The following is a 13,800-nucleotide window of genomic DNA, read 5'->3' as shown; positions in this document are numbered from 1 at the left end:
GGCTCAGCGCAGAGCGTCCACGGGTTCCATGCGGGCGGCGCGAAGGGCCGGGTAGAGGCCTGCCAGGAGGCCTACGGCGGCGCCGGCCAGAGGGGCGGCGAGGGCGAGGCGGGCGTCGAGGACGGGGGTCCACTCGTTGACGGCGGAGATGGCGACGACGGCGAGCAGACCCAAGCTGGCGCCGATCACGCCGCCGGTCATGCCGATCAGCGTGGACTCCAGCAGGAACTGGGCGGCGATGTGGCGGCGGGCGGCGCCCAGGGAGCGGCGCAGGCCGATCTCGGCGACGCGCTCCATCACGGTGACCAGCGTGACGTTGGCGATGCCGATGGCGCCGACCACCAGGGACACCAGGCCGAGGATCAAAAACAGGCCGTTGACGTCGTCCTGGACGCCGTCGCGAGCGCGCTTGGGACTGGGTGGGGCGATCACCTGGAGCTCGCCGGGGTGGTTGGGGCTCAGCGCGACGGGGGCCTGACGGGCGATCAGTTCGGCGGCGCCGAGGGTGGTGTTGGCCAGGACGCGAGTGACGTTCTTCAGCCCGAAGTCGGCGCCGATCGTGGGCGGCACGATCACGGCGGTGGACAGGATCTGCTCACGGCGCAGGTCGCCCAGGATGCCGATCACCGTGTAGGCGCGGTCCTCGATGAAGACGGCGGGGGCGCTCGTCAGGCGGGTGACGCCGAGCATCTCGGCGGCCTGGTCGCCGAGGACCACCACGCGGTCGCGGCGCTTGATATGCCCGGTGTCGAAGAAGCGGCCCTCGGTCATCCGGCCGTGGACCGCCCGCGGGAGTTCGGGTCCGGCGGCCACCACGGCCAGGGTCTGGTCGGTCACCCTGGTCGGGTCCACCAGGGTGTTGGAGGCGACCTGGAGGTTGGAGCTCTTGTCGGTCTGGGCGAGCGCGGCGGCCGAGGTGACCCCACGCAGCCGGGTGAGGGCGGCCGGAGCGTCCCAGGTGACCAGCGGGTCGGGCTTGTCGGGGACCTCGACGGTGATCGCGGTGGCGATCAGTTCGTCGAACCGGCCGACGATCTGGTTTCCGGCGGTGGCGGCGATGCCCAGGGTGATGACCAGGGTGGTGATGCCGAGGACGGTGCCGAGCGTGGTCAGCGCCGAGCGGACCGGGCGGGCGAGCATGCCCGCCAGGGCCTCGGTCCAGAGGTCACGGATGTCCACGGTCACACCTTCCCGAAGGGACGGAGGGCGGGTGAAGGCGTGGTCGCGTTCCAGCGGACGGTCGGGAAGGCGGCCTCGTCCAGGCGAGTGCGCGCGGTCACGTGCCGGAGGGCGGTCGCGGGTGTGGCCACGTTCCGAGCGGGGTGGAGGGAGCCGGCTGTGCGGTCGTGGAGACGCATGGTCACTCCTCGGTGAGGACGCCGTCGCTGATGCGGACCCGGCGCCCGGCGCGGGAGCTCACCGCGTCCTCGTGAGTGATGACCAGAAGGGTGAGCCCCTGGGCGCGGAGGTCGTCGAAGAGATCGAGGACCGCTTCGGTGTTCCTGCTGTCGAGGTTGCCGGTGGGCTCGTCGCACAGCAGCAGCGACGGGGCTCCCATCAGCGCGCGGGCGATGGCCACCCGCTGGCGTTCGCCGCCGGACAGACGGCCGGGCAGGAAGTCGACGCGGTGGGTCATGCCCACCTTCTCCAACGCCTCCTCGGCGCGTGCCCGCCGCCCCCGCCGACCGTGCCGGCCGGGGGCGGGGCTCACCGGGGCACCCGCCGGCAGGTTTCCCGCGTCCTCATACCCGCTCCGGCCGCTCCGGCCGCCCGGGCCGCCCGGGCCGCCTTGGCCGCTCCGGTCGCTCCGGCTGCCTCGGTCGCCTTGGACGCCTCTCCCGCTTCGGCCGTAGACCTCGGCGAGCATGACGTTCTCCGCCACCGTCCGATGGGCGAGCAGGTGGAAGGACTGGTAGACGAACCCGATCTTGCGCCCGCGCAGCTTGGTCCTGGCCCCGTCCTTCAAGGTGGTCGTCTCGATTCCGTCCAGCAGGTAGGAGCCCGAGGTGGGCCGGTCCAGCAGGCCCAACGTGTTGAGCAGGGTGGACTTCCCGGACCCCGAGGGGCCCACGATGGCCATGTAGTCCCCCTGCCCAACACGCAGGCAGATCTTGGAGAGCGCGTGCACGGGTGGCTCTGTGTGGAACACCCGGCTGACGTCGTCCAGCCGGATGACGTCGGGGATCACGTCAGGAATCACCGCTCACCACCACCCGGTCGCCCTCTTTCAGGCCGCCCGGCTTCACAGGCGTCACCTCGACGTCGCCGTCGGCGGTGAGGCCGGTCCTGACCTCGACGTCGTGGACCTTGTCGCCGGAATCGCTGGAGCCGCCGGAGTCATCAGGGTCGCCGGACACCTCTACCTGGACCCGCGGCCGGCCGTCTGCCGAGGTGACGACCGCGGCCACCGGCACGGTGAGCACGGCGCCCCCGGTGGCGCCGATGGAGATCTTCACGGTGACCGGCACGCCGACCAGCCGGCGCAGACCCTTGGTGACCGTCGGGGTGAGCAGCACCGGCACCGAGCCCAGCGTCTCCGCGGAAGCCTTGTCGTCTTCGGACTTCTTCTCCTCCTCGGCGGGCTTGGCCGCCTCCCCGGTCGCGCTCAGCACGGCCGGGAATCTCGTGCCGTCGGTGGTCTCCAACGTCGCCTTCATGCCCTTGCGCAGGAGTTTGGCCTCCTTGCTCTCCACCGAGCCGGTCACCGCGAAGGCCGAGCTGGTCACGGTTGCGACCTTGCCCTCGACGGTGTCGCCGGGTTTCACCGACGCCTTGTCCAGCCGGGCGGGGAGCGAGGGCAGGAAGACGATCTCGCCGGGTGGGACGCCGACGCCGTACGTCTTCATGTATTCGGCCAGGATCGTCTTGGCGCTCGTGAGGTTCTCGCGGCCGTTGGCGATCTTCAACCGGAGCGGGGAGTCCTGCCGGGCCTGGCGCAGTGCCTGCTCGGCGGCGACCAGGTTCTCCTGGGCCAGCCGTACGGCCTTGCGCAGCTCCTCAAGGCGCTTGTCCCTGCCCTCGCCCGCCTGGTCGTCGAAGGTGTCCAGCGCCGCCCGCGCGGACTCCAGGTTCTGCCGGGCGTTGGAGGCCTTCATCTCCAGCAGCCGCCGGTCGTCCTCGGGCTTGGCCGCGGCCAGCGCCTGGTCGGCGGCGAGCACCTCCTCCTCGGCGGTCCGTACGGCCCGGCGCAGGTCCTCCAGCTGGCGGGTCTCCTCGGCGGTGAGGTCGGCGGAGCCCGCCTCCTCCAGCGCGCCCTCGGCGGTTCGCAGGTCCGCGCGGGTGTTGTCGAATTTGAGCTTCAGCGGCATGACGTCACGTCCGGCGTCCAGCGCCTTGCTGTCGGTGAGCAGGGCCTCCTCGGCGGTCTGCACGGCCTGGCGTAGCTGCTGCCTGTTCTGCTTGGCGGCCAGGTCGGGCTCCTGGACCTTGTAGCCCCGCTTGGCGTACCAGCGCTGGACGGCGGCCGTGGTCGCGGAGTCGAAGACGCCGGTGGCCGGCGCGCCGAACCCGAGGCGGCGCAGCGCCGTCTGGAGCTGCCTGACGTCGGCGCCCGCGGTGCCCGGTGCGATGGTCCGGTGCATGGGGACCTTGCCGCGCAGGGCGAACACCGGGCGGCCGTTGACCTCCATCAGCACCGATCCCTCGGCGATCCTGCCGGGGCGGGGGGCCCGGGTGACCCGCTGGGCCTCGGCGGTGCCGCCGACCACGCCGGCGAGGGTGACGGGCAGCGGCGAGCCGTAGGCCAGAGTGCCGCTCACGGCGACCGTGCTGGTCAGCTTCTTCCGTACGACGGGAGAGGTGATCAGCGACGCCTTGGGCGGCTGCCGCAGCGCGGCCTCGTCGGCGGGGGAGCGCAGCCGGGAGCCGACGGCCCACCCGGCCCCGGCGATCACGACGACCCCGGCCACGATGCCGCTCAGCGCCCGGCGCCTCGACCTCACCGCGGCTCACCCGCTGGAAGGCACGGTACGGCACGGCTGCGGGTGCGGGTGGGAGACGGCAGTAGCTTCACCACGGCAGCAACCCGTCCTTCTGGCCGAACTGGTTCCACACCTCTTCCCAGATCTCCGTTTGTCTGGGAAGGAACGCGGCGTAGAAGTCCTTGCCGCACTCCAGGTCGTCCAGTGCGACCTTGATCTCCTTGGCCAGGTACGGCCTCGCCTCGCCGGGTGACAGGCGCAGGGACGCGAAATTCTTGCCCGCGCTCGATCCCACGTACTTGTTCAGCACGGTGGTGCGCTCCTTCTCGAACATGTCCCAGCTGTTGAACGCCATCGCGGTGGGCTTGAGCGAGGCGACCGGGTAGCCCTTGCGCTTGAGGCAGCCGCCGAAGTCCCCGGCCAGCTCGACCAACTGCGGGTCGCCGTCGAGCCGGCGCTCCCTGGTTTTGATGAACAGGTCGTCCGCCTGTGTGGTGACGTCGTCCGCGGAGGAGACCTTCTTGCCGGTGAACTTGTTGAACACCGCCGCGTAGCAGGCGTTGTCAGCGGCGGACCAGGCTTTGTACTGGGTCTTCGAGAGCGACTGCGCGAGATCCATGTTGGGGTCGGGGATGGACTGCCCGAGGCCGTACTCGGGGTCGTCGGGATAGGCGAAGGCGAAGTAGACCCCGAAGCCGTGCTTCTCGCGATATCTGCGCATGGCCGGATAGTCGCCGTTTCCCGCGAGGGCGGCGTCCTTGTGAACTTTCTCCGGCGGAGGGATGTTCGGGATGTACTTGAAGCCCCTCTGCTTCATGCAGTCGGCGCGCATCGCCTCCATCTGGCGGCGCTTGCCGTGTGGAGCGGCGGCCGCGGACGCCTGCCCGGTGGCGGTAGCGGTGGCGGTGGCGGCGGGCGGTGCCGGGTCCGCGCCGCAGCCGGCCAGCGTGGCCAGGGCCAGGGCGGCCGCGGGCATGACGGTGAGAGCTCGTGACACTGGGTGACCCCGTTTCGATGTGCGGGCATGCCTGCGAGAGGCGGCGGCGCCCGTGACAGGAGAGACGTGCGAAGGGGTTACGCGAGGACGCCGGAGGAGGGGCTCGCGAGGAGGCCGGAGGAGGGGCTAGAGGACGATGCGCCGTTTCGCGCGGTACGGCACGGCCGCGGCGAACGCCGTGAGGAGGACCAGCACGGCCAGGTGGGCCAGGTCCTGCTCGGAGTGGTCGCCGAGGTTCTCGGCGTACACCGCCAGCACCGGTACCAGGTAGATGCCGGCGGCCATGGCCCAGCGTGGGTCGTGCGCCACGTGACCGGCCCAGGCGGCGAGCAGGAGCACTCCGATCTCCAGACCGGCCCTGGCCATGGCGTGCGACCCGGCGCCCGCGGAGAAGTCCAGCCCCGCCGGGTCGGCGCCGGCCAGCAGCGGGACCGCCGGCAGCCAGAACCAGGAGCGTTCGCCGAGCCGCCGCTCGTGGGCGGCCAGCGTCAGCAGGCCCAGGACGACCAGCGCGTAGCCGGCCATCGGCGCCACCGGGCCACCGCCTCCGTAGAGCGCCCCGCCGCCCCAGAACCGATCGGGATCGACGGGCAGCAGGGTGCGGTCCAGCCAGGGCTGCCCCAGCGTGATCGCGCACACCTTGACCGCGACCGGCACCACCACCGGCAGCGCGAGCCGTACCCGCCCGCGCATGACGAGCAGGACGGCCAGCGCCGACAGCCCCACCCAGAGCGGGACGACGCTCGCGTACGGCACCAGCATCGCCAGCTGGGCGATCGACAGTGCCAGGACCCCGAGGTGGAGCCCGTCGATCCAGGCGGGCCGCTGCGTGGCGTAGATCATCCGGGTTCGCACCCCGCCGACGACCAGCGCGAAGGACTCGCGGGCCGCGGGCAGGGTGCGCCCCGGTTCGGCGGTGTCGAGCAGGGTGGCGATGAGCTCGTCGCCGTAACCGGACCGGTAGGCGCGGGGGTAGCCCAGCAGCAGCCGCCGATAGCGCCGCTCCAGAACTCCCGTACCCGCCCCCGTGGCGGTGCGGTGTTCTGTCACGACGGTCACGAGAACGCCGATCCGGGGCGCAGGATCCGTTTGGTCACGACCGAGGCGGCCTGCTGCATGCGCAGGGCCTCGGCCGAGACCAGGTTCCGTCCCTGGTCGGTGAGCTGGAAATATCTCCTCGGCCGGCCGTCGACGACCTCTTCGCGGTCCACGTGGATGAGGCCGTTGGCGGCCAGCCGGTCGAGCGCGCCGTAGAGCGTGCCGACCGGCAGCTTCACCCGGTTCTCCGAGAGCTCCAGGGTCTGCTTGATGATTCCGTGTCCGTGCAGAGGGCCGTCGAGCAGCGAGGCGAGGATGAAATAGGTCGGCTCACTGACCGCAGGTGATCCTTTAGCCATGCGGAAGACCATACTTCGATCGACGAAGTATGGTCAACTGTGGCCTTGAAGTGACTTGCCATGACCTGTCCGGCACGGCTCCGCCCGTTGTGCCGGGTGCGGCCGTACCGGACGGGGGTGGAAGGATGGCAGGCATGTCCGACCCCCAGGTGACCTACGACGACGTGGTCGCCGCCCGTGACCTCCTGACCGACGTGGCCCTGCGGACCCCTCTGCTGCACTCGCACGCGCTGTCGGAGATCATCGGCGGTCCGGTCCACCTCAAGTGCGAGAACCTGCAGCGTTCCGGGTCGTTCAAGGTGCGCGGGGCCTACGTGAGAATCGCCGGGCTGACCGGTCCGGAGCGCGACCGGGGCGTGGTGGCGGCCAGCGCGGGCAACCACGCGCAGGGGGTGGCGCTCGGCTCGGGACTGGTCGGGGCCAAGGCGACGGTCTACATGCCCGAGGGAGCGCCGCTGCCCAAGGTGGCCGCGACCCGCTCCTACGGCGCCGAGGTGATCTTCGCCGGCCACACCGTCGACGTCGCGCTGGCCCAGGCCAAGGAGCACGCCGAGCGGAGCGGGGCGGTGTTCATCCACCCGTTCGACCATCCGGACGTCATCGCCGGGCAGGGCACGATCGGGCTGGAGATCCTGGAACAGCTTCCCGAGGTCGGCACGATCGTGATGTCGCTCGGCGGCGGCGGCCTGACCGCCGGGGTCGCGCTCGCGGTCAAGTCGCTGCGTCCGGGCGTACGGATCGTCGGCGTGCAGGCCGAGCGGGCCGCCGCCTACCCCGCCTCGCTGGCGGCCGGACATCCGGTCATGGTCCAGCCCGCCTCCACGATGGCCGACGGCATCGCGGTGGGCCGTCCCGGCGAGCTGCCCTTCGAGCTGATCCACTATCTGGTCGACAGCGTCGTGACGGTCACCGAAAGCGACATCTCCCGGGCGCTGGTGCTCTGCCTCGAACGCGCCAAGCAGGTCGTCGAGCCGGCGGGGGTGGCGGGGGTGGCCGCGATCCTGGCCGAACCACAGGTCTTCGAGCCCCCGGTGGTGGCCGTGCTCTCCGGCGGGAACATCGACCCGCTGCTGCTGGCCAAGGTCCTGCGGCACGGCCTGGCGGCGGCGGGCCGCTATCTGACTCTGCGAGTGCCGTTGCCCGACCGGCCGGGCGTGCTGGCGCTGCTGCTGACCAAGCTGGGCGGGCTCGGCGCGAACGTCCTCGACATCGTGCACGAGCGGCTCGGCGTGCACCTGGGAGAGGTCGAGGTCCAGCTCCAACTGGAGACCAAGGGCCCCGACCACTCCGAGGAGGTGCTCGCCTCGCTGCGCAAGGACGGCTACCGGCTCACCTTCGGCTGACCCGCGCCGGCCGGGGCGTCACCATTCGGTCGGCTTGCCGGGAGTGAACAGCCAGACCTCGAAGAGCTTGTCGAGCTGCTTGCCGGAGAGCGTCTCGGCCAGCGCCACGAACTCATCGGTCGTGACATACCCGTACTTGTGCTGGGCGGTCCAGGTCTTCAGCAGCGTGAAGAACACCGGGTCTCCGATCCGCTGCCTGAGCGCGTGCAGCGTCATGGCGCCACGGGAGTAGACGGAGTTGTTGAACAGGTCCTCCGGCTTGGCGCGACCGGGCGGGTATTTCCAGATGGCGGCCTCCGGGCCGGCCGAGTAGCGGCTGCGGAACGTCCGCTCGGCGGTGCCCTGGCCCTGGTGCTCGGCCCACAGCCACTCGGCGTAGCTCGCGAAGCCCTCGTTGAGCCAGAGGTCGCGCCACCGCGTGATGCTCAGGCTGTCACCGAACCACTGGTGGGCCAGCTCGTGGGAGACGATGCCCTCGTCCGGGTCGAACCCGCCGTACATGGGCTTGGTCTGGTTCTCCAGCGCGTAGCCCGCGGAGAAGTCGTCGATCACGCCGCCGGTGGAGGAGAACGGGTAGGGGCCGAACACCGTGCTCCAGTAGTCGGTGACCTTCTCCGAAAGGGTGTAGAGGTCGTCGAGCCCGCTGCGGTAGCGCGGGTCCACGGCCACCAGGTTCGGGATACCCCCGGCCGTGGTGCCCCGGCGCAGCTCGAACCTGCCCAGCGTCGCGGTGGCCAGGTAGCTCACCATCGGGTGGCTCTCCCGCCAGACGAAGGTCGTCCTGCCCCCGGCGGTCTTCGGCGCGCCGACGAGCTCGCCGTTGGCCAGCGCGGTCAACCCCGCGGGGACGGTGATCTCGAAGTCGTAGCGCGCCTTGTCCGCCGGATGGTCGTTGCCGGGGAACCAGGTCTTGGCGCCGTTGGGCTGGCAGGCGACGAAGGCGCCGTCCTCGGTCGGGATGAACCCGTAGGTGCCCAGGTTGGACGAGCCCCTGACCGGCTTGGGCTCCCCGGCGTAGGTGACCTCGACGGTGAACGCGGCCCGGTTGGAGATCGGCCTGGCCGGGAACACGACGAGCTCGTCCCCGGCCCGCTCGAACCGCGCGGCGGTGCCGTTCACGGTGATCCGGCCGACCTCGAACCCGCTCAGGTCCAGGTCGAACCGGGCCAGGTCCTGGGTGGCCTTCGCCTCGATCCCGGTCACGCCGGAAAGGTGCTTGGAAGCGGGGTCGTAGTCGATTTTGAGCCGGTAGTGGTCGACGTCGTAGCCGCCGTTGCCGTCGTTGGGGAAGTCGGGGTCGCCGATCCCGGCGGCACCGATCCTGCCGCCCGCCGCGTGGGGCGGGTTGGAGGCCGGTGCGCCCGAGGACGCCGGGCTCCTGACGGAGATGCTCTCCCCGCTCGACGCCGAGCAGGCGACGGTGCCGAGTATGCCGAGAAGAGTGACGGTTGCCGCCGTAGCCAGCCGACCGGACGCCATGCCCTCGAATCCCCCTTCTGACCCGGCCGTTCCGAGCCGCCTCATCGCAGACTACGCGAGCGAGGACCGTGACCTGGGGCGATCAGACATCTACGACCAGTGTCCTGGCGGCGATGTCATGAATGGCCTGTTTTCTCTTGTTGAAAAGGATGAAGGCGAGGTTGATCCAGCCCAGGCAGCAGGTGGCGTACAGCAGCCACGCCACCAGTTCGCGGACCGCGGCCTGCCCGACTCCGACCTTGCCTCCGCCGACGTCCACCACGCGCAGGCCGAACAGCTTCTTGCCCAGCGTCTGCCCGTTCCAGAAGGCGGTCAGCAGCCAGTAGTACAGGAAGCCGATGAGAGCGGCCAGGAAGGTGTGCTGGATGGGTACCCGCACGAAGACGTCCTTGTCGGTGTCCCAGACGGTGGTGAACGTCTCGTAGGTGAACGGCGAGGAGATGACGCCGACGATGATGATGTCGAGGATGCCCGCGAACAGGCGGCGCCAGCGCCCGCCGAGCCTCATCGCCGCCCCGCCGCCGTGGCCCCACCCTGGGGGTGGGGCCGACCAGGGAGGTGGTCCCGAGTCGTCCGGCGGTGGCGGCGGTGGTGGTGACGGTGGTGTTCCCATGGGCGTTTGATCACCGGGGACTCGCCGTCACAAAGCCAAGGGCGGTTACAGGTTGCCCCTGAGGTCCTGCTCACGCTCGATCGCCTCGAAGAGCGCCTTGAAGTTGCCCTTGCCGAAGCCGAGCGAGCCGTGCCGCTCGATGAGCTCGAAGAACACCGTGGGACGGTCCTGCACCGGCTTGGTGAAGATCTGCAGCAGGTAGCCGTCCTCGTCCCGGTCGACCAGGATCTTGCGCTTCTTCAGCTCGTCGATCGGCGCGCGGACCTCGCCGATGCGGGCGCGCAGCTCCGGGTCGTCGTAGTAGGAGTCGGGCGTGTCGAGGAACTGCACGCCCGCCGCGCGCATGTGGTCGACGGTGCTGAGGATGTCGTTGGTGGCCAGCGCGATGTGCTGCACGCCGGGGCCGCCGTAGAACTCCAGATACTCGTCGATCTGCGACTTCTTCTTGGAGATCGCCGGCTCGTTGAGGGGGAACTTCACCTTGCGAGTGCCGTCGGCGACCACCTTGGACATCAGCGCCGAGTATTCGGTGGCGATGTCGTCGCCGATGAACTCCGCCATGTTGGTGAAGCCCATGACCCGGCCGTAGAACTCCACCCACTCGTCCATCTTGCCGAGCTCCACGTTGCCGACGCAGTGGTCTACGGCCTGGAACAGGCGACCGTTCTTCACGTCGGGGGCCGGGACCATGGGCTCGGCCGCCACGTAGCCGGGCAGGTAGGGGCCGCTGTAGTTGGACCGGTCGACCAGCGTGTGACGGGTCTCGCCGTAGGTGGCGATCGCCGCGAGCACGACCTTGCCGTGCTCGTCCTCCACCGTGTACGGCTCGGCGAGGCCCTTGGCGCCCCGGGCCAGCGCGCCGCTGTAGGCCGCCTCCACGTCCGGGACCTCGATGGCCAGGTCGATCACGCCGTCGCCGTGCTCGGCGACATGGCGGGAGACACCTGTGCCGGGCCGTACCGCGCCGCGGAACTCGAACCGGGCACTGCCGGAGGTGAGGACGTAGGCGACCTCGTCACGGCTGCCGTTCTCCGGGCCCCGGTAGGCCACCAGCCGCATGCCGAACGCGCTGGAGTAGTAGTGGGCGGCCTGCTTGGCGTTGCCGACGGCGAAGACGACGGCGTGCATGCCGTTCACGGGAAAGATGTCACTCATGCGCACACTGTCGGTTTTGATGGGCTGTCTGTGCAAGGGATACTTGAAACAGTGGACAATCTGTTCAGCAAGTCGTGTGTTCCGCAGGAGTGTCTGTACATCATGACGATTGATCGACTCGACGCCCGGCTCATCGCCCTGCTGGCGGCCGAGCCCAGGCTCGGCGTGCTGGAGTGCTCCCGGCGGCTCGGCGTGGCCAGGGGGACCGTGCAGGCACGTCTCGACCGGCTCACCGCCCGGGGAGTGATCACCGGATTCGGCCCCGACGTCAATCCGGCCGCGCTCGGATACGACGTCACCGCGTTCGTCACCCTGCAGATCCGGCAGGTCAGCGGGCACGATCCGGTCGCCGACCAGCTCGCCGGCATCCCCGAGGTGCTGGAGGTGCACACGATCACCGGAGGCGACGACATGCACTGCCGGGTGGTGGCGCGCAGCAATGCCGATCTGCAGAGGGTCATTGACCTGATTGTTGACGTTCACGGGGTGGTCAGGACCTCGTCGGTGATCGCGCTGGACACCCCCGTGCCATACCGGGTTCTTCCTTTGGTGGCCGATGTACCGCGCCAGGGGAAGAGCTAGCCGTACTATCCCAAGCGGGGTTCAGACACCGTTATCCATCGTTTACCCTTACGGTCCGCACAGCTCACGGGGGGTGAACGCGGAGTGGATGGGGGTTCGGGCGTGGCAAAGGGCGGCGGGAAGGGCAGATCCAGGAGGAGACTCCTGCGGGTCACGCTCATCGTCTTCGGCGTCTCCGTGGTCTCCGTGGCCTGCCTTCTCGGGGTGGTGTGGCTCATGACGCCGATCCCGGACAGCACGCAGCCCCAAGCCACCGCGCAGGGCTCGGTGATCTACTACCGGGACGGCAAGACCGTGCTGGGCAAGCAGGGGGTCAACCGCAGGAGCGTGGCGCTGTCGCGGATACCGGAGAGCGTCAAGGACGCGGTCATCGCCGCGGAGAACCGCTCGTTCTACGAGGACAAGGGCGTGTCCCTCAAGGGCACCTTCCGCGCCATGTGGTCCACGGTCACCGGCCAGCAGCTCCAGGGCGGCTCGACGATCACCCAGCAGATGGTCCGCAACTACTACAGCGGCCTCAGCCAGGAGCGCTCCGTCGTCCGCAAGCTCAAGGAGGTCATGATCTCCTTGAAGGTGGACCAGTCGAAGTCCAAGGACTGGGTGCTGGAGCAGTACCTCAACACGATCTACTTCGGCCGGGGCGCCGACGGCATCCAGGCGGCGGCCGACGCCTACTTCCGCAAGGACGTCGGCAAGCTCACCCTCGCCGAGAGCGCCTACCTCGCCGCGGTGATCCAGCAGCCGTCCCGGTTCGCCGACCCCCGGGGGGCCGACCTGGACGCGGCCAAGGCGCGCTGGAAGTCGGTGATCGACGGCATGGTGCAGACCGGGGCCCTGACCTCCGAGCAGGCCGCCGCGACCACCTTTCCCGCCCTCAGGAAACCCAGGGCGGTCTTCGACCCCAAGGGTCAGGAGGGCTACATGCTCGACCAGGTGGCCGCCGAGCTCAAGCGCATGGGATACACCGACGAGATCATCAACCAGGGTGGTTTGAAGATCGTCTCGACCTTCGACAAGGGCCTGATGGCCGCCGCGGAGCGGGCCGTCACCTCGGTCCTGCCCGAGGGCACCTCCAAGCGGGTCCGCACCGGCCTGGCCGCGGTCGACCCCGAGACCGGCGAGGTCGTCGCCTTCTACGGCGGCCGCGACTACGACGCCAACAAGTTCGACAACTCCTTCTCGGCCAAGGTGCAGGCCGGATCCACCTTCAAGGCCTACACGCTGGCCGCCGCCCTGGACAACGGCTTCGGCCTCGACACCCGGGTGAACGGCAACTCGCCCCTGAGAGTCGCCTCCGACCAGGAGATCCCCAACTCCGAGGGCTACTCCTACGGCGAGATCAACCTGGTCAAGGCCACCCAGAGCTCGGTGAACACCGCGTTCGTGGACCTCGGGCAGAAGGTCGGCCTCGACAAGGTCGTCAAAACCGCCGAGGAGGCCGGAATCCCCAGCGGCCAGCTCGACCCGCACCGGTCCGCAGCCACGCTGCCGCTGGGCGTGGCGTCGGTCAGCGCCGTGCAGAACGCCTCCGGCTTCGCCACGTTCGCCGCCGGAGGCGTCCACCGCGACGCCCACGTGATCCGCTCGATCACCGATGCCAGGGGGAAGACCACCAAGATCAAGGTCAAGGGCAGGCGGGCCTTCGCCGAGCAGGCCTCCATCGACGCCACCTACGCGCTGACCCAGGTCGTCGAGGCGGGCACCGGCTCGGCCGCTCGCCTCTACGACCGCCCGGTGGCCGGAAAGACCGGCACCACCGACAAGTCGGCGGCCGTGTGGTTCGCCGGGTTCACCCCGCAGCTGGCGACCGCGGTCGACATGTTCCGCGACGACAACAAGCCGGTGGTCGTCAACGGCAGCGCCCAGTACGGCGGGACCTACCCGGCCCAGATCTGGCGCGCCTTCATGACCGAGGCGATGTCGGGCAAGCCGGTCAAGGACTTCGCCGAACCGTCCAACTACGGCTACTCCACCTACTACGACGACGGCTACGGCGACGAAGGCGACGACGGCTATCCCTCGGACGAGCGTGATTTCGGCACCGACGACGGCCGTGACGCCGTCACTCCCACGCCGTTCCCCGACGGGACGACCGGTCAGACTCCTGACCAGACCCAGTCCCCGGACGGTACGGGCGACGGCGACGGCATGGGCGACGGGGACGGCACGGGCGACGGAACGGACGGCCCCGCCGACAACGGGACGGGTGACGGCACGGGCGTCGGCGACGGCACGGGCGACGGCACCCAGGGCCGGGGCCAGAACCGGCCTCCGGCGAACGTCTCCCCGGCGCCTCAGGGCCGCTGACCGGGCG

General features: G+C 70.0%; 13 protein-coding genes. 3 read left to right on the top strand and 10 right to left on the bottom strand.

Features of this window, described 5'->3' with window-relative positions; all coding sequences use genetic code 11:
* Nucleotides 1-3: 3 nt before the first annotated feature.
* From ACQPYK_RS43585 to ACQPYK_RS43555, 7 genes are all read right to left on the bottom strand, one after another.
* A complete protein-coding gene (locus ACQPYK_RS43585) occupies nt 4-1,179 on the bottom strand; it encodes an ABC transporter permease (RefSeq protein WP_433245528.1) in 1,176 nt (391 codons plus the stop codon).
* A gap of 2 nt (nt 1,180-1,181) precedes the next feature.
* The gene (locus ACQPYK_RS43580; RefSeq protein ID WP_433245525.1) at nt 1,182-1,358 is read right to left on the bottom strand and encodes a hypothetical protein; all 177 of its coding nucleotides are present in this window, start codon (nt 1,356-1,358) and stop codon (nt 1,182-1,184) included.
* 2 nt (nt 1,359-1,360) lie between these two features.
* The gene (locus ACQPYK_RS43575) at nt 1,361-2,200 is read right to left on the bottom strand and encodes an ABC transporter ATP-binding protein (protein WP_433245522.1); all 840 of its coding nucleotides are present in this window, start codon (nt 2,198-2,200) and stop codon (nt 1,361-1,363) included.
* Nucleotides 2,190-3,941 carry a peptidoglycan-binding protein gene (locus ACQPYK_RS43570; RefSeq protein WP_433245520.1) on the bottom strand — a complete coding sequence of 584 codons (1,752 nt, stop codon included), beginning with the start codon at nt 3,939-3,941 and terminating at the stop codon, nt 2,190-2,192. Before ACQPYK_RS43570 ends, ACQPYK_RS43575 begins: the two co-directional genes overlap by 11 nt.
* 67 nt (nt 3,942-4,008) lie before the next feature.
* Nucleotides 4,009-4,917: a hypothetical protein gene (locus ACQPYK_RS43565; protein ID WP_433245517.1), complete on the bottom strand. Its 909-nt coding sequence runs from the start codon at nt 4,915-4,917 to the stop codon at nt 4,009-4,011.
* A gap of 126 nt (nt 4,918-5,043) precedes the next feature.
* Entirely contained in the window at nt 5,044-5,967 is a 924-nt protein-coding gene (locus ACQPYK_RS43560) for a hypothetical protein (protein WP_433245514.1), read from the bottom strand.
* 5 nt (nt 5,968-5,972) lie between these two features.
* Nucleotides 5,973-6,314, bottom strand: a complete 342-nt coding sequence (locus ACQPYK_RS43555; RefSeq protein WP_433245511.1) for a PadR family transcriptional regulator — start codon at nt 6,312-6,314, stop codon at nt 5,973-5,975.
* Nucleotides 6,315-6,448: 134 nt separating this feature from the next.
* On the opposite strand from ACQPYK_RS43555, the gene ilvA reads away from it, so the two are divergent.
* Entirely contained in the window at nt 6,449-7,657 is a 1,209-nt protein-coding gene (ilvA, locus tag ACQPYK_RS43550) for a threonine ammonia-lyase (RefSeq protein WP_433245508.1), read from the top strand.
* A gap of 18 nt (nt 7,658-7,675) precedes the next feature.
* Here the strand turns inward: ilvA and ACQPYK_RS43545 are convergent, their stop codons facing one another.
* The 3 genes from ACQPYK_RS43545 to hppD all read right to left on the bottom strand — a co-directional run bounded on the left by ACQPYK_RS43545 (nt 7,676) and on the right by hppD (nt 10,904).
* A complete protein-coding gene (locus ACQPYK_RS43545; RefSeq protein WP_433245505.1) occupies nt 7,676-9,136 on the bottom strand; it encodes a M1 family metallopeptidase in 1,461 nt (486 codons plus the stop codon).
* Between the two features lie 82 nt (nt 9,137-9,218).
* Nucleotides 9,219-9,644, bottom strand: a complete 426-nt coding sequence (locus ACQPYK_RS43540) for an RDD family protein (RefSeq protein WP_433245502.1) — start codon at nt 9,642-9,644, stop codon at nt 9,219-9,221.
* 150 nt (nt 9,645-9,794) lie between these two features.
* Complete coding sequence (gene hppD, locus ACQPYK_RS43535) at nt 9,795-10,904, bottom strand: 4-hydroxyphenylpyruvate dioxygenase (RefSeq protein WP_433245499.1); 1,110 nt, start codon at nt 10,902-10,904, stop codon at nt 9,795-9,797.
* Between the two features lie 102 nt (nt 10,905-11,006).
* Between hppD and ACQPYK_RS43530 the strand changes: the two genes are divergently transcribed.
* Entirely contained in the window at nt 11,007-11,486 is a 480-nt protein-coding gene (locus ACQPYK_RS43530; protein WP_433245497.1) for an Lrp/AsnC family transcriptional regulator, read from the top strand.
* Nucleotides 11,487-11,588: 102 nt separating this feature from the next.
* Nucleotides 11,589-13,793: a transglycosylase domain-containing protein gene (locus ACQPYK_RS43525; protein ID WP_433245494.1), complete on the top strand. Its 2,205-nt coding sequence runs from the start codon at nt 11,589-11,591 to the stop codon at nt 13,791-13,793.
* The last annotated feature ends 7 nt before the right edge of the window (nt 13,794-13,800 follow it).

The organism is Streptosporangium sp. CA-135522 (assembly GCF_050949235.1).
Taxonomy (GTDB): Bacteria; Actinomycetota; Actinomycetes; order Streptosporangiales; family Streptosporangiaceae; genus Streptosporangium.
This window is presented reverse-complemented; position numbering and strand designations above follow the sequence as displayed.

Coding starts and splice junctions, on each gene's coding strand:
- ACQPYK_RS43580 (WP_433245525.1), bottom strand. CDS start 1,358: ATGCGTCTCCACGACCGCACAGCCGGCTCCCTCCACCCCGCTCGGAAC.
- ACQPYK_RS43555 (WP_433245511.1), bottom strand. CDS start 6,314: ATGGCTAAAGGATCACCTGCGGTCAGTGAGCCGACCTATTTCATCCTC.
- ilvA (WP_433245508.1), top strand. CDS start 6,449: ATGTCCGACCCCCAGGTGACCTACGACGACGTGGTCGCCGCCCGTGAC.
- ACQPYK_RS43545 (WP_433245505.1), bottom strand. CDS start 9,136: ATGGCGTCCGGTCGGCTGGCTACGGCGGCAACCGTCACTCTTCTCGGC.
- ACQPYK_RS43540 (WP_433245502.1), bottom strand. CDS start 9,644: ATGAGGCTCGGCGGGCGCTGGCGCCGCCTGTTCGCGGGCATCCTCGAC.
- hppD (WP_433245499.1), bottom strand. CDS start 10,904: ATGAGTGACATCTTTCCCGTGAACGGCATGCACGCCGTCGTCTTCGCC.
- ACQPYK_RS43530 (WP_433245497.1), top strand. CDS start 11,007: ATGACGATTGATCGACTCGACGCCCGGCTCATCGCCCTGCTGGCGGCC.